Below are 18,399 nucleotides of genomic sequence, written 5' to 3' on the forward strand. Positions count from 1 at the left end.
GGCTATCTCGTTCGCTCCGTCCCTTTCCCGTGCGCGCGAGCGCGGCCTAGAGCCTCCTCAAGACGTGCGCGTGACGCGGCTGCGAGCCGCTCAACGCCAAGAAGGCGTGCCAGCTCGATCGCCGGATCGGGCTCATCGAGGACCTCTCTGTTGGCCAGGATAGCTGCAGTGAGTTCTGCGAGCGGGATGTCGGCAATCGCGCGGCGAGCCAAGGAGCTCGCCGGCGATCGGTAATCCAATAATTCTGTGACACTTCCCTTCTTCCAGACGAAATCCCCGCTAGACTCCGAAGTGAGATCGACCTCACGTAAATGAAGGTCGATTCGGTCGCGTATCTTGCCTCCCGTGCGTAGCCAGCCGTGCGCCCGCGCGATGCGTTGAGCAAGGACGTCCGCTCTTAGAGGCGCTTCCTGATCGATGACTGCTTGAATCATCGCTCTGAGCGTCGCGCGATAATCAAAATCGTGAAATCGTTCGGGCTCCGCGCGAAAGCTTGAAAGATCGGTAATTCGATACACATTTGTTGCCTGGGCCTCGACAGAGTGCTCGGGCGGAGGCGCGACCGGCTCTCTGTCATTCTCGGATGTTGCAGCTGATATCGGTGAGGCCTTGATCAGTTCAGTCCTAACTAGAGTCGGCGAGGCCTCGGCGGTGGGTTGTTCTGAAGGACCGAATGTCTCAACCGCCGCGGCTTCAGCTGCTGCGCCATCGAAGCTCTCCAAGGATATGTCTTCCCTGCTTTTCTGAAGGATTTCCTGCAGTTCTCCGTGCAGGCGCTGCGCGCAGGAATCTGAGTCGAACCACCAGTCGGTCGACCAGACGCGTAAAATGTTCCATCCCAAGCCCCGTAGCACCTCTTCGCGGAGCTTATCCCGGTCACGGGCCGTGGCTGAACTGTGATAGGTGAAACCGTCGCACTCAACGCCCGCGAGATAGGCGCCGGCGAGATCAGGGTGGCGTACGCCGATGTCGATGCGAAACCCTGAAATGCCAACTTGGGGCACTATCATCCAGCCCCTTCGCTCGAGCTGGGAGGCGACGGCCTCTTCGAAAGGTGAATCGAACGCCCCAACCGATCCCTCGCTTTGGGCGGGAAGCGCCACTGCGCCTCGCTCGGCGTAATCCAGAAATGCCTTAAGGTGCTGAACACCAGTGGATTTTGTTCGCGCAGGATCGATCTGTGGGGCTGTGAAGCCGGAAAAGACGATAAGCTCCTGGCGCGCTCGGGTGATGGCCACATTCAAACGCCGCTCACCTCCCTCGCGATTCAGCGCACCAAAATCCATGAGGCGCTTGTTGGCTTGGTCCTTCGAGAATGTAATTGAGAATAAGATGACGTCGCGCTCATCTCCTTGAACGTTCTCAAGATTCTTGACGATCGTCGGTTCAACCCGTTGCTCTTCGGCGAAGAACCATTCTAACTCTGGCTGAGCCCTGCGCGCCTGATCCAAAAGATCCAAGATGAGTGACTGCTGCTGCGCATTGAAAGTGATAATGCCAAGTGTCGGACGGGCCTTTTCACCGAGCTTCAACCATGCGTTCATCCGCGCGACGGCTTCCGCCGCAACCGCCTCGGCCTCAATGCGATTAGTTCGGCTTTTGCCTCTGTCGTAGACACCATCCGGGAGCTTCCGGAGATGAACGGCGCGGTCGTCGACCGACGGTGAGGGAAAGGTAATAAGTCTATTCTGGTAATAATAATAGTTTGAGAAAGCGATGAGGGATTCACTCCGGCTACGGTAATGCCAACGTAGATCTCTCAGAGGAATGCCTGCCGCTTTGGCTTCGTCCAGAATGCTCTCAAGATCTTTCTCGTATTCGATGGCATCATCGTCCTCGTCATTTCTTCCGAAGAAGTTTGTTGGCGGTAATTGTTTCGGGTCGCCGACAATAATCGTCTGGCGCCCTCTCGCGATCGCCCCGACCGCATCCCAAGTGGTGATCTGGGACGCCTCATCGAAAATAACGACATCAAACAAAGCCTGGCCCGGAGGCAGATATTGCGCGATCGAAATTGGAGACATCAGCATGCAGGGCGCGAGCTTCGGAAAGGCGTTCGGCAATGCGCTGATCATCTCACGGATCGAACGGCTGGGCCGTTGAAGTTCCATTTGATGGCGCAGGAGCCCGAGTTCTGAGTTCCGGGGCACGCTTTGGACTGAGGGTAAGCCGTGAGCAATCGCGCGAATGACGCGCCGTGCTGCGCAAGCTCGAACCAGGTCATCGATCTCTCTAAAATCCGAAATTGCATTCTCGTGTTGGAAGCGATGGAAGTCTCGCAAGGCTGAGTCATTGTCGATAACGTTCGGCAGCCACCAACGAGCATAAGCAAGTCGAAACGCCTCCTGTGCGTCGCCAGGCGCTAGAACACCTGTTTCGATCGCCGTAACGATAGAACCCAGGCCGAACTGGATGCCGCGTCGGCGAATGCGACACCAGGTCGACCAATCGCGCAGGAGATGGCGAACTCCTCGCAGATCGTCGAGCGCACTAAACAGCGCCGCGAGGGGCCTGTCTTCTGCAGTTGCGACAGGAGATTTCCCCGCGAGCTTGGCAAATTCCTCTTGCTCTGAAACGAAACTACCTCTTGCGGCGACCAACCTCTCGGCGCATGCACGTATTTGATTGGAATCAATGTCACCGCGCAGCAAGGGGAGGATAGCCTGAAGTACAAGCCTCATTTCCTCCCGATTCCGATTAGGCAGTCGAATAGCGGCGCGCATCCGATCGGAAAGATTCAGGATATTTTCCAGGTAGGCGACGTTGGTGTCAAAACCGGCGATCGGGATTGATTTTGTAGCCAGCAGATTACCTGCGATAGCGGCTTGGCAATCCCGGATCACGCGAAGAAGCGGTAAATCGTTATCAGGGTCGGGCTGGCCATTCGTTACCAAGGCTTGCAGCCACTTCTTTACTTTCTGCTTTCCGAGCATTGAATTCGGCCAGTAGGCATTCGTTGCTCGTTTCCACTGTTGCTCAACGGAATCCAGATCAAGGCTTCCGAGATTCGAAATGTTGTAGGTGGCCTGCAATCGCTCTTTCGCGTCGAGGCCGGTTCCTATGGTTTGTTTCAAGGATGCCAGGGCTGGGCGCAGCTTTTCGAAATCGCGGTCAAACGCGATCATGAGGTCGTGGCCGGCGCTTTCCACCAACGTGGCGGCGAAGAAACAAAGTGAATCAATCTCCCCCTGGGATGCGTCCTGCTTCGGAGGTAGGCCAACACTCACAAGAAACGCAGCGATCGCGTTGCCAAAAGTCTCAGCTGCCGCTCTAAGCGAGTGAGTCCCAGCTAAAAGGCGGTCCTGCCAATTCGATGTCCATTCCGCGACGTCCACCATGTTTAAGGCGGGACGCACTTTTACCGATTGAAAAGTCAATCCAAGGTCGCTGGCGAGCCGATCAAGTTCGGAGAACGCGTTCTGATCGTGGGCATCAAGGGAAAACCAAGATAGCTGCGGCACATCCTTGTCCCGACCTTTGAGCGCAATGCCCATTGCCCGGTAGGGCGTCCAGCCGTTGTTGTAGCGCCTGTGCAGCGCCTCGACGTAGGCGTTCAGTTCATCACGACGTATTCTCAAACGCTCGTTGATCGTGACCCACTCGGAATTGCCGGCATCGCATGTGCTTTCCCAAGACCCTCGCAGCTGGGCAAAAAACCGACGGCGGTCCGCCTTGTTTGAATGCAGTTCAAGACATTGATGACGAAGACCATGCTCACACAATCGGCGATAAACGACGTCAAGCGCGGCGGTCTTCTCGGCAACAAAAAGCACGGTCTTACCGACGGCGAGGCAATTGGCGATCATATTTGTGATCGTTTGGCTCTTCCCGGTTCCAGGAGGTCCAACGATCACGAAGTCACGCCCCTCGGCTGCGGCGACGATCGCCGCAGTCTGCGATGAATCCGAAGGCAACAAGCAGACAATATCTTCTGGTTTATAATGCCGATCTAGATCTCGCTCATCGCAGAACGCGTTCTCTTGGTTGTCACTCGGAAATGCTTGCTCAGGAGAATCGATAAGATGTCGGACGACACGGTTCTCTCGAAGCGCCTCTGTACGTTCGACGAGATCCTTCCACATGAGAAATTTCGCGAACGAAAAGGTCGATAAGGCCGTCTCGTCCACCACTTCCATTCCCGCAACGTCACGGACGGCTTGCCGCATCATGACTAGTAGACGGGGTACGTCGACACCTGCGTCATCCATTGGAAGCGCGCCGGAGAACTGGGGCAAACGCAGGTCGAAGTCGCGCTCTAGAAACTGTAAAAGGGTTGCATTGAAGCGCGGTTCGTCTTCGTGGAATTGCAGAGTAAATTGTGAGCTGGCGCTACGCCGCACCAATGTAACTGGCACAAGCAACAGGGGCGCTCGATAGGCCTTTACATCTCCAGGTTTCTTCTTCCAGCGTAGGAAACCGACGGCCAGAAACAGAGTGTTGGTTCCTCCCTCAGCGAAGTCGTTGCGCACCTGACGATAGAGCTCGACGAGCCTGGCTTCCAACTGACGGGCGTCCAATGTCGATGATAACTCGTCCCGCTGCAGCGCCTCGGCGGCGAAGCCGCTATTAAGATCGCGCCCATGGACCTCGCGATATATCGTTGGGTCTCGCTCTCCCAGTGGGTTTTGTTCTGGAAGGGAAATGATGCGTATCGAAGCACCGCTCGCGAGCCGGTCCTCCAGATAACCCAGGTCACCGCAAAGAAAGGGTATTGTCTTTTTGGAGTCTGGAAAATTTAGGAGCCTGTTGCGAAGTGTCAGATCGAGCAGTTTTCGCTGCCAACGATCTATCCGACCGGCGGCCGTAGTTGGCTTGACTTCAGCGATCTCGATGGGCAATTCGATCACTGGCGGGGCGCCGGGTAAAGGCACTGTAACATCCGCGTTGACGATCTCGGATGTTGCGGCCCTTCGAATTGGTTCGTGCGACGCGAGCGGCGTAATGCCGGTGCTTCGCGACCGACGGACGTCTATTGCAGCTATGAAATTCGATGTTTGGTCTTCAGAAAAGCGGTGTTCCACAGCGCGCCGCGCCCCTTCGAAGGTCATTGGAGGACGTTGCGCGATGCTGGTTGCTTCGATGCCGATCAATTCTCGGGAAGCTAAAGCTTTTCGCACTTCCATGAGGTCGGATTCGATTGTGTTTGCGAAAGTTCGAGGCGCCAGCCACACGCCAACCGCGGCGTGGCCTTGAAACATCAGGATTACAGGGTGAAGGCCCGCCGCCTCGAGCGCGGAAGCAAAGAGAAGACTCGAATCGAGGCAGGTAATTAATTTCTCCGCGTCGATGGTTGTTGGACGCCTGACCTTTTGCCCGCGACTCTCAAAGCTAGCAGGCGGTTCAGCGTAATACAGCGACATCTCTGCAATAGCTGAATAGATCGCCGCCGAAATGAAGAATGCGCGTTTTGGATCTCCCGATTGGTAGCCATCCAGAGCACTTGGCTGACCGTGAGCTGATAACCTATCGGCGGCTGAACGCAGTAGCGATGCGATCGCAGGGTCGTTGGGCATGACGAAGGCCGGCAATAGCTGGGCCATGTCAGCTACGCCGCCCCATTCATCGCGCGCGAGCAGACGTACAGATCTACGCTGCTCTGCAACGACAGCGCCTTTACTGATGAATCGCAGTGTTATCTCACCACGTTCAGCTTCGTTAAGACCTGCCAAATAGCTTGCATCGAGATCGACTTTTCGATCGGACAAGCGGACAACATCGCCAGCGATTATTCGATCGATGGTCCATGTCTTTGGCCTTAAGAAGGGTGGCGCGGACGTCAGCTCAAGTGTGCAACCTTCGAAATTCGCCGCGGCTGATCCAGTAAGACTTATAGAGCGGATAACAGGGACAGCGTTTTGGTAAGATGCGTATGTAAAGCAGTGCGCGATATCAGCATCGATTGTCACGGCTGGCGCGACATCATCTCCCGCGAGGTAAATGTTTTCGTTAAGGCCCGTCATCCGCGCTCCCGCGATGGTCAAGCTTAGACCCCGCAGGCTTAAATCGGAAAGTAAATTATTGCGACGTACCATACAATCAGCCGGATTTTGACGCGACAAGAAAATTTTTTCATTTCAGTAGCTTAGGGGAAAAAATTTCGCCGGACTTTCGGCGCATGTGTCCGCGCAACCGACTTTCGGTGCCTTTCCCCTCTTCGAGGCAGCAGTTTCGAAATCCAGCAAGAAGTGCCTCGTTTTCTGTCCGGCACAGCCTTTGCTGGGATCATGGGCCGCGCAAGTGACTTTGGACATCGTTTTTTTGGAATTTAGCCTGGTAAGATTTCTTTCCTGATCTTTCGCATCCGCTTCTAACCTTTAGATGCGCAGACCGGACTTGCTGCTTCCGGCCCAAGCCGGTCATAACGAGGTTTCATGCTTGCAGCACGAACGACGCAGTCGAATCGCGCAATGCGGGGATCGCTAAGATTTTGACGGCGCGAACCAACGGCGGAGATGATCTCCGAGTGTCTATTAATTATTTCATTTGGTTAGATCGACCGTAGCCCTATACGCGCATTGCTAAATACAGACAGGTTGACGATGTCTGACGGATCATTGTTCGTTTTTTCCGGCATTTGCGTCGACTGACCAACGTTCCTTGCGCGTCCACTATATCGAGCGTGCGGCGCTCGGCGCAGCTATCACTGGCAATGATCAAGAAGCGTTCCGAAAATCGTACGCGATGCGCCCGAGCCGACCAAAATTGCTTCAAGGCATAAAAATTCCGATATGTTTTGCATCGCCGGTTACGACTATTCGCTGACAGCTTTCCTCAGCTCTGTCAGAGGGAATATTTTATGTAGATTTATTCTGACGCGGAATGCCAAACCGCGCCCTTTTGGTATCTCCCCATTAAAGCCCAAATAGTTGTAATCATTAACATAAAAGGCCATTTTCGTGAAAGTCAGCGCGGGCACACAGTTGCTGAGGTTAAGGAAATTGTGGTCAGGCGGGATCGCCCTCTGAGCCGGAGCAAGAGGGCCTCTCACCTATTGTAGAACGCCGCGGCTTATGCGAACTATTTCTCATGGACGGCTTATCCGTCCTGGGGCGTGAGAACCCCGACACGAGCGGCGTCTTAGTGCGGCCGCAACAGCACTCCTCGACCATGGTCGGGGAGGCATACGTTATGCAATAGGGCGAAAGCCTAAAGGCGTGTGCGGCCTTCCTCGTGTCGGCTTCTCAACTCCCCGATCACCAGAGGGGAGTCGCCAATGCGCCGCTATCTCGCGCTCGGTTATCTTTTCTTCGCTATTTCGCCAGCGATGGCCCAATCGGGATGGACCGACCCATATGCCGCTAGCACGAAGCAGTCGAAGATTTATCAAGTCAGGATCGCACGGGCCAATTTCTCAGAGGAAGTCACCAACGATTTTTTTGCGCTTGGCTGCAAAGTCTTTCCTGACGAAGGTGCGATCGATGGAATGATAGGCGATCAGCGCGAACTCCTATGGGATGATGCTCAGTCTTTGGGGTTTCAAGAATGGGATATCAGCCAATTGGCGAGAACCGCCGCCGATGCCGGTATGACAAAGGCAAAATTGCCGGGTGCTTGCGATTATTGGAAGCAAAACCCCGGTAAAGTAATCGAGATACGCCGAAGGGCTGAAGCCGCCGATTTGGTCTCAGTCCCACCCTAGAAGCGACCATTTGGCGCTCAGCCTGTCACCTTCCTTCCGCACCAATCCCCACTCCCTAGCAGATAATTCAGGTTCGCCCGCACGCGATTTGTCATGCCGCGCTTGGCGTCGGGAAAGTGGCCGAGTTCGGCTTGCCAAGCCCTGGCGGCACTCCAGTCACCTCGCCCTGGGCAGCGGATTTCCCGATTCAGACCAGATCTTAGCTTGAGGCTCAGCCTCCGCTCTCGCGGCGCCGTTAGACATCGGCTATGGTAAACTTCTGATTGGGGAGCCGATGCCTACCTTCGTCCACATCTCCGACATCCACTTCGGTCAGGAAAAGCGCGCCGGCGAGGTGTACGTAAACGACGACGTCAGGGAGCGACTTATCGAAGACGCGGGAAAAGTCCTCCGCGCGCTAAATAAATATCCTGCCGACGGCATACTGGTAAGCGGCGACGTGGCCTATGGAGGAAAAACCGAAGAATACAGAGAAGCTGGGAAGTGGCTTGACCGAATGACGGTGGCCGTTGGTTGCCAGAAGCCATCCGTGCATTTGGTGCCTGGCAACCACGATGTCGACCGTTCCGAAATCTCTTACGCCGTCGAACTGCTGCTTCAAAAAATTGCAGACGACGGCGAGCCAACGCTCGATCAATGCCTCGCAAATCCTAACGATCGAAAGATACTTTACGCCCGCTTCGCTGCCTATATACCTTTCGCGGAGGCATATAATTGCGCTCTCGATGGCAAAGGCGGGCTCGCGGGCGACAAGCCTGTGCCCCTCAGGGACGGCAAAACGCTTCGCTTTATTGGCCTCAATACCGCGCTAACCTGCTCGAAAGGCAAAAATGAAGAAGGTCGTTTGGTGGTGGGCGCAAAGCAGCGCGTTCTACCTCAACAGCATGGCGAAGAAATAATTGTCTTGGCGCACCACCCAATGGCATGGCTCCAAGATGGACGGGACGCTCTAGCCTATATCCGAAATCGCGCTCGAGTTCTCATCACTGGCCACGAGCACAATCCTGCCGTGACGGCCGAGTCTACTGAAGATGGTCGCGATCTCCTAATCTTGGCCGCTGGAGCGACCGTCCCCCCCTCGACCGAAACCCTGCGCTATATCTATAACATCATCGAGTTTGACCTCGACCCTTCGGGCGAGAAGTTGCTTGTGACAGTTCACCCTCGATCTTGGCAGGATAGCAAGAAGAACTTCACGGAAGACTCTTCACCTCTCCAAGGTAAAGGACCAACATTTATTCTTCGCTGTCCGAATTTTGGTGCGCCCCTCGCCGACGTTTCGACATGCGACAGCCATGGCGCGCAAGAGCCTGATTTGTCAGATAGGTCGACGCATGAGGAGCAAGCTAGTAAGGCCGAAGCCGAACAAATGTCTGACGAATTCGCTCTCGTATTGTTGCGGTTTTTCCGCGACCTATCCCCCGGCCAGCGGGTGCGAGTTCTCGTTCGGTTGGGCGCGCTTCCTTCCGATTGGTCGGAGGATCTGTCTCATGGCATCGAACGCCAAGTCGTCGATCAACTTGAAAGCGCTGACAGATTGCATGAACTTTCACAGGCAATCGATTGGGTGATCTCAAGCGATCACGATGGGAGAAGCTAAGCGAATGGCTGACGTCGCAACACACGTACGCATCTTTGAACCGGACCCTTCGGATGACTTTGTCACAAAACGCTTAGCTATTGTAGATGATCTCGCGGATAAATTCATCGAAAACAACGACGTTGATGCGCTCATTTCGATCGTGCAAGGCATTGCGAATGCATGCCTGAAGGGTGGATCGATGCCTGAGAGCTTGACGGTGCTGGTCGAAGCCGCTGTCCGGGAACAGAGCACCTCTTTCGTCCGAACTGGAAATGAACTCCAGCTGCTGGCTTTGGCCATGCTTGCTCTCGACAAGGTCATCGCTGGCGCCGAGCCGGATAGGTCCAGCATTTCGATTTACGATTTGTTGGCTTTCTCAACTTGGCTCGCGCTCGGATTTCAGCCGGTTCGTGCCGAGCCGAAGATTGAGGCCCTAAGGTCGGAGCTACTCGGCAACGCGCGGTCGCTCTGTTTGAGAAGCGCAGCCCGATCGCGGGAACGGCTAGTGGTCGACGATATCAAACTCGACAAGTTCGCCCAAGACTCGGCCGACGCCGCCCCTAAGTTGACGGCGGCGATCAACCCACCCATCCATGCGCTGCAAGAGAATGCGATATTGGATCGAGAGGAGATCGATTTTCTTTGGTGGGCTCTTAGCGACTACAGCACCCTCGCGGAAGCTCGGCTATCAACCCTGTCTCCGCCTGTAGCCGCATTGGCCGCGGGGGTCGAAGCGGCTGAAAAACTTCGGCGAATCCCCGCGGAAGCGCACAAGCACATTGTCCTTAGGCACGTTCGCCAACATCCGCCTCTAACGCTCAGCGGGCTCATCGAAAATATCGGCGCCAACCGTGAGATCTTCGCATCGACTTATGAGAATGCCTCGGTTCGAAAATTTCCCGAAGTCTTTGGCCTACTCGCGGCGCTTGATCAGGGACAAGCAGCCAAAGGGCCGGCGGAGAAGTTGTCGCTTGAGGATTGGGCGGTTCGCGCGCTTCTTGAAGCCGGCTTGCTCCATATCGTCGGTCTTCTTCCTGGGGCAAAAGTTTAAATGGCAGAAAGATGCCGTATTCCAGAGTGCACCTTCGCCGAAACTGGGGTTTGCCTGGAGAATAATCCGCCCGACAATTGCCCGAACCGACTCGAGTCTCCGGTGATGGGGATTTTGAGCGATGGCGAAGCGACGGCCCCGCCCCTCTTGGCGCCCGCGGAAAAACCGCGATTTCCATCTAGCCTTACCATGAGCATGGCTGAAGCAGCTCAGCTTATGTCGGGCCGATACTGCCATATCGTCGGGATCCTCGGGGCCCCTGATGCCGGAAAGACTGCCTCAATTGCCAGCCTCTTCATGCTGCTGGCACGAGACAAGCTTTCGGGATTCCACTTCGCCGATAGCCGCACAATCAGGGCACTAAACGAGATTTCGCAAGGCGCACGACGCTGGAACGACGGTGCCCCGCCGGAGCAAATGACTTCGCACACGAAGTTAGCCGACGACCGAGAGGCTGGTTTCTTGCACCTGCGCCTGCGCAGCAAGGATGGCGAGGCGTTCGACTTCCTCTTACCAGACCTGCCGGGCGAATGGTCCGACACCCTCATTGACCGCAACCGCACCGACCGACTAAATTTCCTCAAGGCAGCGGATGCCGTTTGGATCATGGCGGATGGACGCCAATTAGCATCCCTTGAGAGCCGTCTTACAACCTTACGGCGGCTCGATTTACTCTTGGCTCGGGCAGCCACGTTTATGAATCGGCCCGTACCCGTGTTTCTCGTTCTTTCGCACCGCGATTCCGGCGAGCCGAATGCACGGGATATCGAGGAATTAAAAGCATCCGCCGCCCGGAAGGGGATCGATCTAGCAGTCGTCTCAATTGCATCCTTCAGGCGCAGGGGCGGCTTGACCGCAGCCGGTTTCGGGATAGCCGATCTTATTTCCGAGACTCTCGGCGCACCGAGGCAGCCGCCCAAGCTCTGGCCTGACATAGATCAGTCTCTAGAGGCCCGATCGATCCTTCGTTACACCTCGATGAGGCGTGCTCGATGACCAAGGGCTCGATTGTCATGGTTGGCTGGCCAGATTCTGGGAAGACCAACTATCTAGCCGCTCTGTGGAACGACCTCCGCGTTGGTCAAGGACAGATCTCGGCACCTGCGCTTCCTGACGAAATAACCTACGTCGAGGAGGCCTTGGCCTTCCAATCGCGGGGGCAGTTTGCGCCGCGATCCGATAAGAACATCGAGGAAAGTCGCAGAGACTTCTCCGTTTCGGTCAAGCTAAATAACCCGCCTGACAGCGCACTGCTGGAAATTGTGGTCCCCGATATTACTGGAGAGCTTTGGAAGACTGCGGTTGAAACAACAGAGATTGCTCCCGAGTGGATGGAAGAGCTCAATGCCGCCGCCGGCGCAATCCTGTTCGTACGGGTACTATCAAAGGAGAATGTCAGCCCGCTGGACTGGGTTACAACCGATCGCCTGCTGATGGTCACTCGATTCACCGCCGCCGATGAGAAGAGGGCAAGAAGCCTTCCAACGCAGGTTGCTCTTTGCGAGCTACTGCGGTTTCTAGAATTGACCTTGCCTAATAGAAAGGGCGGCAGACGCCCTCGGGTTGCGATCGTGGTAGCTGCTTGGGATTTACTGGATGCGTCGACTGCGGCCAAAGGCCCAGTCGCTTATCTTCGACATGAATATCCGATGTTTGCGGGGCGCCTAGATGATGTGGAGCGTCTTGAGTTGGCAGTGTTTGGTGTTAGCGCGCTGGGCGGGGATTTCGCCGACCCGGCTTTCAAAGAGCGATTTCTTAAGGGGGAAGAGTCAGGCTTCGTCACTACCGGCGCCGGGAGGGACCAACGAGTAGAAAAGGATATTACCGCTCCTATAGCCTGGGTAATCGGAAGTAACCGGCCCTGACGATGAGTAATGCCGCAATCCAGCAGCAGGTGCATGGCTACCAGAGCGGGCACGGACTGCTCGGCAGAACAGTCAACCTAGCTCGCAACGACCAAGATCTTGTCGACCGACTCTCCGATATCGCGGGCCCGCTGCGGCCCGGTGAGACTTTTGACCCGTATATCACAACTTACCCACTTCCGAGCGAACGATTTTATGTTGTCGCGCGGACCTGGCAGGACCTGGAAGCGCCGCGCGCAGGATGTGTACGGACACGTAGTCTTTTCATTCCCATGGATATGTGGGAGCGGACGAGTTCTGCCTCTGCCTTCGCACGCGCTATAAAGCATCCGTCTCAGCCGGATGCTCTACTTCCTATCGAATTGCCAGAAGGGAACGAAACTTTCGGCGCCGTCCGTGACCAACGTTTGTCTGAACTTGTCGAAGCACTCTTTCTGGAGAGCCGACGCCCCATTGTGATGTTTGATTCACCGGATCCTGAAAACATCACCCTTCGCGTCCTAACGGCGCTGTGGCCAAGTCGACGACGGACGTTTGCGACAAGTACCTGGTGCTCAGCGCCGCGAACACTAAAAGGTAAGGATTTCGATCTTGTCTTCGCTCCACGCGACGCTCGGAATCGATTCAGCGACTGGGGCGGTCGCCGCATTGAAGTCGCGAGTCGACCGCCTGAAGCTAGGCACCGATGGACAGCCGATCTTGTACAGGAGGTCTTTGTAGATCCCCGGCCCAGTTTGCGAACGTGGGATGAACTTGAAATTCTCAACGGCGATCAGGTCGGCGACGAAGGCGCACTTCGTCTCTCGCTGATGTGGCGAGAGCTGCAAGCACGGGCTCGAACAACGCCAAACGCAGTTCTTGGAATGTTGGATATTTTGAACTCGCACAGCGTTCGTCCCGCCGAGGCGCTGGCTCGCCTCGAACCGCTGGTAATGAACGCTATCAGCCTCGCGTCGAAGCAGCCTGCGCCCGATGAAGTATGGCGTTTCTATCTCCATCTTCTGGGCAAATTTTCAGACAAGCCGCCACGCCCGACCTTGCTTCGACAATTGCGTGACTCCAGCGCCCAATTGGCAATTGCTCACCCCGACAAGGCGGTCTCGTTTTTGAAAGAGCTGGAGGATCAGGGACGGAAACTTCCCGTCGTGCTCGCCGCGGGTATTGGGGACGGCCTTTCTCACTCACCTTTCTGCTCTAAATCCGCATTTGAACCGATAGAGGTCGGCCGCCTACCTCTCCTCCAACTCGTCGCCTACAGCAAGCGCTTCTCTTCTTCATTGGCCAAAGCGATTCGGGACTGTTCTCAACGCTGGACCCAGGCAGCCGTCAACGCATTTGAGGCGCCTGATGCGGATCTGATCAGGCGCGCGCGCCGCAATCTCCTTCCAACTTTCGACGCAGCAGAGCACGCACCTTTGCTTCCGCCCCTTCTGACGGAACTGAAGGACGGCGAATTGGCCGCCGCGGTGCGTACTATCGGGAGGGTAACTAGCTTCCAAGTCGAGGAGTTTGATCTGCCGCTGACGGCGGCGGCGCGGGGAGACGACGCGCTCCGGGACCTCCGCGAGGCGATCCTTGACCAGCCGCCCGGAGCTGGCGCGGACCGATTCCTCCTCGGCACGCTTCGGCTCGAAGCCAAGGACGTCGCGTGGCTTTTGTCGAATATGCCGCCTGGGCGGGGACGCTCCATTCTTGGACAGATTGTGGACCGAGCGGATGACGGATCGCTTCAATCGTTTCGGCGAGATGAGAGATCTGTCTCTATGGCGCTCGATACTCTTCTTGCCGAACCCGCCGGGCACGCCCCTCAAATCGCGCGACTATTGCTATCTGGTAGGCTGGACGCGCTGACTTTCGTTACCAGTGCGCTGCAGGTGTATCCACACCTCTCGTATCCAGAAAAAGGTCGGATCGCCGCAGATCTGCTGAGGCGAAGTCTCGGCGAACTCCCTGCCAACAGCACTATCGATGTAAGTTTGATCCTTGCAGATACGGCAAGTGAAGTAGATTCTAGTGACTTGGCTCTTCTTCTTACGCAACCCCGCGCTACTGTAAACCGGATTGCCGCGAACATTGCCGCAGTCTCCTCGTCGTCTATATCGATCCGCCGTAAGGTGGCCTCTCGCGTCGATCGCCTGACCAATCAGCTCATTTCCCGAGGGACCCACGGTTTCAGCGAAAGCACCTATAGTCAGTGGGCTAGTCTGATTGAAGAGTCGCGCGCGGACTCGCCCGAGGCGTACCTTCGAGCATCAATTGAGATTCTCTCCTATGCCCTCCGACATCCGCGCCGCCCGCTGAGCAGCTTAATTGTCGTCTCGTTCGCGCCTGTCTATCGGCAGCTGTTAGCCTCAAAGGGCGGGAGCGATTTTGGACTCATCCCGTCACTGCTGCTCTTGCCATTGACGTTTTTTACCGATTGGGACCGAGCAAAAACCGCGCGGAAAGAGCTCGTGGAAACGTTCATGTCGTCTGATTGGCCGCCCTCTAATCTGATGCTTGCGGCTCTGAACGCCGGAATTGATCAAAAGGTTCTGCGACTACTCAGCCGAACTCGTGGAGGGAACAGCTATGTTGCTGAGATTTGGGATGACGCGAATAGACTCGATGAACAATTAAAGCAGCTTGTTCGAAACGCGATCACTTCCTTCTCCGAACACCCAAACGTCGAAGATTTGGACTAGCAGACTGCGCCCGAGCGAGGCATCCGCGCCAGCGCAGCGCTGCGAGGCGGCGGTCTTCCTGATTTCCGGGAATTGGCTCGGCTCGGGCTGGCGCTTCAAGGAATATGCGCCGGCTTCCGAGCGATAATTTAAAATCGGCCGCCGCGGGGTCGAGCAACCCGCGACAAGGAAAACAGCTTTTACTGCATTCCGTACGTGCGCAGATTTGTACATAGCTATTCGCGATATGTATAATTAATTGATATATATGGTGAAATAACATAATTTGGCGGAGGGAGCGGGATTCGAACCCGCGATACGGTTTCCCGTATACACACTTTCCAGGCGTGCGCCTTCAACCACTCGGCCACCCCTCCTCTCGTCTCGCCCGCGGCGGGTGGCTAGCCGCCAAGCAATTACGATTGGCGCGCACTATAGTCGGCAAAGGCCCGAGCGCAAGCAGCGTTGCCGCAGTGGCGTGGCGCGCATAATTCAGTCGAATTCGCGGCGCATCTTGAGGATGGTACCTTTCCGCCACGCGGCTCGCGGCTCGGGTCTTTCATGTTCCGGTTCGTTCTTCGTCTCCTTGGCCTGCTGCTTCTGGCCGGCGCCTTCGCGGCGCTGGTCATCGACGGCACGCGCAGCATCGCCGGCGGGGCGCTGGCCCTGACGCCGCTGGCGCAGACGCTCGCCTGGCTCTCGCCGCAGAAATATGCCGCCCTGAAGCCCGAGCTGCAGCACCACGTTCCGCATTTTGTCTGGGACCCGTTGATCGTCCATCTCCTGACAGCGCCGACCTCGCTCGTCGCCGGCGCGCTCGGCGCGCTGGTTTTGCTGGCGGCGCAGAAGCGGCGGCCCAAAATCGGCTATTCCAACCGCGAATAGACGTAACGCCGCGGGCGGGTGCTGCGTATGGCTTTCCGGGTGTTGTTTCCGGCTTCGCCGCGCCCCATTTCTGAACAAGCAAAATCGCGGAGGTCATTATGTTCTCGTTCCGCAAACCCCTGACTCTTCCTACCGCCGCCGAGGCCCTGCCCGGCCGCCCCTATCCACTCCCCACCGCGGAAAAGCACTATGTCCTCGGGCATGCGTTGAAGCCGCCGTTCCCGCATGGGATCGAGCTCGCTATTTTCGGCCTCGGCTGTTTCTGGGGCGCGGAGCGCAAGTTCTGGCAGCTCGGCAAGGGCATTTTCACCACCGCCGTCGGCTACGCCGGCGGGGTGACGCCAAACCCGACCTATGAGGAGGTCTGCTCCGGCAAGACCGGCCATTCCGAAGTCGTGCTCGTCGCCTACGACCCCAGGGAAATCAGCTACGAGACTTTGCTGAAGACCTTCTGGGAGGCGCATGATCCGACCCAGGGCATGCGTCAGGGTAATGATGTCGGCACGCAATATCGTTCGGTCATCTACACCACGAACGAAGCGCAGCATCGGGCCGCGGAAGCCTCGAAAGCGAGCTATGGCGAAGCCTTGAAGGCGCGGGGACTGGACCCGATCACGACTGAGATCCGGGAGGCCGGCCCGTTCTACTATGCCGAGGATCATCACCAGCAATATCTGGCGAAAAATCCGAGCGGCTATTGCGGCCTCGGCGGCACCGGCGTTGCCTGCCAGATCGGCACCGGCGTCGCGGCTTAAAGCATCGGACCGAAAAGCGCGAAGCGGTTTTCGGACGAACCCGATGCCTCAATCATGATCTTCAAAGGCGGATTCGCGCAGGGCATTAAGCTCCTGCGCGAAGCCGTGCAGGCGCTTCTCAAGCAGCCGGCGCAAGCGCTCGGCGCTGCGCGGCGATTCGGCGAGCGCGCGTTGGAACAGGCTGCGCGGAATCTGCAAAACACCCGACGGCTCGCGCGCCACCGCCGTCGCCGGCCTGCGTGTCGGCGCGATCAGCGCCATTTCGCCGATGAGCGTCGGCGGACGCACGATCTTCTCGTCGCGTCCCGGCTCAGTGGCCTCGAGCACAACGGAGCCCGAGCGCAGAAAATAACCGCCATCGGAAGGCTCGTCGCGACGAAAGAGAATTTCGCCGCTGCGCAGGATTCGCTGCGAGGCTTCGCGCAGGAGGAAGCGTAGCGCCTCCGGCTCCAGGGCGGCGAGAACCGGATGGCGGGTGAGATCATGGAGATCGTCGTCACGGGCCATGATTACCGTCCGGTTGATTGAGCCAATCCGAAAAGTCTGCAGCTTTCCGGGCCGATATTAGCTTCGCGCATCAGCGATCAGGGCAAGAGCTTATAGCCGCCTGCCTCGGTGATCAAAAGCTGCGATTTGGCCGGATCGCGCTCGATCTTCTGCCGCAAGCGGTAGATGTGCGTCTCGAGTGTGTGGGTCGTGACATTGGCGTTATAGCCCCAGACTTCCTTCAGCAGCACGTCGCGCGTCACCACCGACTGACGGGCGCGATAAAGAAAGCGCAGGATCGCCGTTTCCTTTTCGGTGAGCCGCAGCTTGCTGCCCTTCTCACTGATAAGATGTTTGGAACCGGGCTGAAAGGTGAAGGGGCCGATGCGGAACATCGCATCATCGCTCGCCTCATGCTGGCGCAGATGCACGCGCATGCGCGCGAGAAGCACAGAGAAGCGGAAGGGCTTCGTCACATAATCATTCGCGCCGGCTTCGAGCCCTTCGACCGTTTCGGCCTCCGAATCATGTCCGGTGAGCATGATGATCGGATTCTTGAAACCCTCGTTCCGCAATTGGCGCACCGCCTCGCGGCCATCCATGTCGGGCAGGCCGACATCCATGATGATGAGATCGGGTGCGCCGTCGCGCGCCGCGGCGAGCGCCGCGCCGGCCGTTGCGGCATGAGCCGGTTCGAATTCGGCGTGCAGCGCAAGCTGCTCGACAAGCTCGCCGCGAAGTTCCTCGTCGTCATCCGCAATCAAAATCTTGCGAACCTGCGTCATGGCTGGTCCTATGCTTTCCTGCCGCCGCAGCGGCGTTCGGACAAATATTCGTGACAACGCCCCCGAAACCGCGGACGTCCCGCTCGACGCATCTGGCAAAACCCCACAAAGGCCTCATACAGCCAAAGCGCGCGGCGGATCGGATCAGCCGAATCGTCGCAACCGCAGTGCCGCGATATGCAGCGGGAGCGCGGGGGCGCTTGCATGCAGGTCAAACGGTGATCGCCTGCGCGATTGGGGCAGCCGGTATCAGCAACCGCAAGCGCGAAGGCGACCATGCTTCGCCTGCCGGTTATTTTCGGCTGATTGACGGCTTTTTCAAGCCGTTAATCGGCCGACGCCCGCGGACAGCGCTGCGGTTTTCCCCCGTTAACCGAACTCTCGGCTGGTGCGACGATCCTAACTCAGGGAATTACAACAGGCTTGTGCATCTGCCGATCACCGCGAGGCACGAGGATTTATGGCGCGATGACGGGCTCTATGATCTTGTCATCGTGCTCGATTATAACATTGTGCCGCGGCGCAAAGGCGCCGGCAGCGCGATCTTTCTGCATTGCGCGCGGCCCGGTTTCGCCCCGACCGAAGGCTGCATTGCGCTTCGCCCTGAGGATTTGCGCAAACTCTTGCCGCGCCTCGCACGCGACGCCGTGTTGATCGTCAAAAGATAGAGTCATTTTAGGAGCGAGAG

General features: G+C 57.0%; 12 protein-coding genes and 1 tRNA gene. 9 read left to right on the forward strand and 4 right to left on the reverse strand.

Annotated elements, in window-relative coordinates:
* Positions 1 to 2 precede the first annotated feature (2 nt).
* Positions 3 to 5,960 carry a DUF3320 domain-containing protein gene (locus CWB41_RS04885; RefSeq protein WP_115835520.1) on the reverse strand — a complete coding sequence of 1,986 codons (5,958 nt, stop codon included), beginning with the start codon at positions 5,958 to 5,960 and terminating at the stop codon, positions 3 to 5.
* Positions 5,961 to 7,213: 1,253 nt separating this feature from the next.
* Between CWB41_RS04885 and CWB41_RS04890 the strand changes: the two genes are divergently transcribed.
* The 6 genes from CWB41_RS04890 to CWB41_RS04915 all read left to right on the forward strand — a co-directional run bounded on the left by CWB41_RS04890 (position 7,214) and on the right by CWB41_RS04915 (position 14,821).
* The gene (locus tag CWB41_RS04890) at positions 7,214 to 7,639 is read left to right on the forward strand and encodes a hypothetical protein (RefSeq protein ID WP_115835315.1); all 426 of its coding nucleotides are present in this window, start codon (positions 7,214 to 7,216) and stop codon (positions 7,637 to 7,639) included.
* Between the two features lie 274 nt (positions 7,640 to 7,913).
* Positions 7,914 to 9,239 carry a metallophosphoesterase gene (locus CWB41_RS04895; protein ID WP_115835314.1) on the forward strand — a complete coding sequence of 442 codons (1,326 nt, stop codon included), beginning with the start codon at positions 7,914 to 7,916 and terminating at the stop codon, positions 9,237 to 9,239.
* A gap of 4 nt (positions 9,240 to 9,243) precedes the next feature.
* Positions 9,244 to 10,272: a GTPase-associated system all-helical protein GASH gene (locus tag CWB41_RS04900; RefSeq protein WP_129396407.1), complete on the forward strand. Its 1,029-nt coding sequence runs from the start codon at positions 9,244 to 9,246 to the stop codon at positions 10,270 to 10,272.
* A 105-nt stretch (positions 10,273 to 10,377) separates the two neighbouring features.
* On the forward strand, positions 10,378 to 11,268 hold the full coding sequence (locus tag CWB41_RS04905; protein ID WP_245441091.1) for a TRAFAC clade GTPase domain-containing protein: 891 nt from the start codon (positions 10,378 to 10,380) through the stop codon (positions 11,266 to 11,268).
* Positions 11,265 to 12,137 carry a TRAFAC clade GTPase domain-containing protein gene (locus tag CWB41_RS04910; RefSeq protein WP_207206630.1) on the forward strand — a complete coding sequence of 291 codons (873 nt, stop codon included), beginning with the start codon at positions 11,265 to 11,267 and terminating at the stop codon, positions 12,135 to 12,137. Before CWB41_RS04905 ends, CWB41_RS04910 begins: the two co-directional genes overlap by 4 nt.
* Positions 12,138 to 12,139: 2 nt before the next feature.
* On the forward strand, positions 12,140 to 14,821 hold the full coding sequence (locus CWB41_RS04915; protein WP_129396408.1) for a GAP1-N1 domain-containing protein: 2,682 nt from the start codon (positions 12,140 to 12,142) through the stop codon (positions 14,819 to 14,821).
* A gap of 266 nt (positions 14,822 to 15,087) precedes the next feature.
* Here CWB41_RS04915 and CWB41_RS04920 read toward each other — a convergent pair.
* Positions 15,088 to 15,177, reverse strand: a tRNA-Ser gene (locus CWB41_RS04920).
* Positions 15,178 to 15,361: 184 nt separating this feature from the next.
* Between CWB41_RS04920 and CWB41_RS04925 the strand changes: the two genes are divergently transcribed.
* Together CWB41_RS04925 and msrA are read left to right on the forward strand one after the other, a co-directional pair.
* Positions 15,362 to 15,685: a hypothetical protein gene (locus CWB41_RS04925; RefSeq protein ID WP_129396409.1), complete on the forward strand. Its 324-nt coding sequence runs from the start codon at positions 15,362 to 15,364 to the stop codon at positions 15,683 to 15,685.
* A 98-nt stretch (positions 15,686 to 15,783) separates the two neighbouring features.
* Complete coding sequence (gene msrA, locus CWB41_RS04930) at positions 15,784 to 16,440, forward strand: peptide-methionine (S)-S-oxide reductase MsrA (RefSeq protein WP_115835308.1); 657 nt, start codon at positions 15,784 to 15,786, stop codon at positions 16,438 to 16,440.
* 48 nt (positions 16,441 to 16,488) lie between these two features.
* Here msrA and CWB41_RS04935 read toward each other — a convergent pair whose 3' ends face one another.
* Together CWB41_RS04935 and CWB41_RS04940 are read right to left on the reverse strand one after the other, a co-directional pair.
* Positions 16,489 to 16,947, reverse strand: coding sequence for a cyclic nucleotide-binding domain-containing protein (locus tag CWB41_RS04935; RefSeq protein WP_115835307.1), 459 nt, complete (start codon positions 16,945 to 16,947; stop codon positions 16,489 to 16,491).
* Between the two features lie 77 nt (positions 16,948 to 17,024).
* On the reverse strand, positions 17,025 to 17,711 hold the full coding sequence (locus CWB41_RS04940) for a response regulator transcription factor (protein WP_115835306.1): 687 nt from the start codon (positions 17,709 to 17,711) through the stop codon (positions 17,025 to 17,027).
* 200 nt (positions 17,712 to 17,911) lie between these two features.
* On the opposite strand from CWB41_RS04940, the gene CWB41_RS04945 reads away from it, so the two are divergent.
* Complete coding sequence (locus tag CWB41_RS04945; protein ID WP_245441068.1) at positions 17,912 to 18,379, forward strand: L,D-transpeptidase family protein; 468 nt, start codon at positions 17,912 to 17,914, stop codon at positions 18,377 to 18,379.
* Positions 18,380 to 18,399: the final 20 nt, after the last annotated feature.

Source organism: Methylovirgula ligni, from assembly GCF_004135935.1.
Taxonomy (GTDB): Bacteria; Pseudomonadota; Alphaproteobacteria; order Rhizobiales; family Beijerinckiaceae; genus Methylovirgula; species Methylovirgula ligni.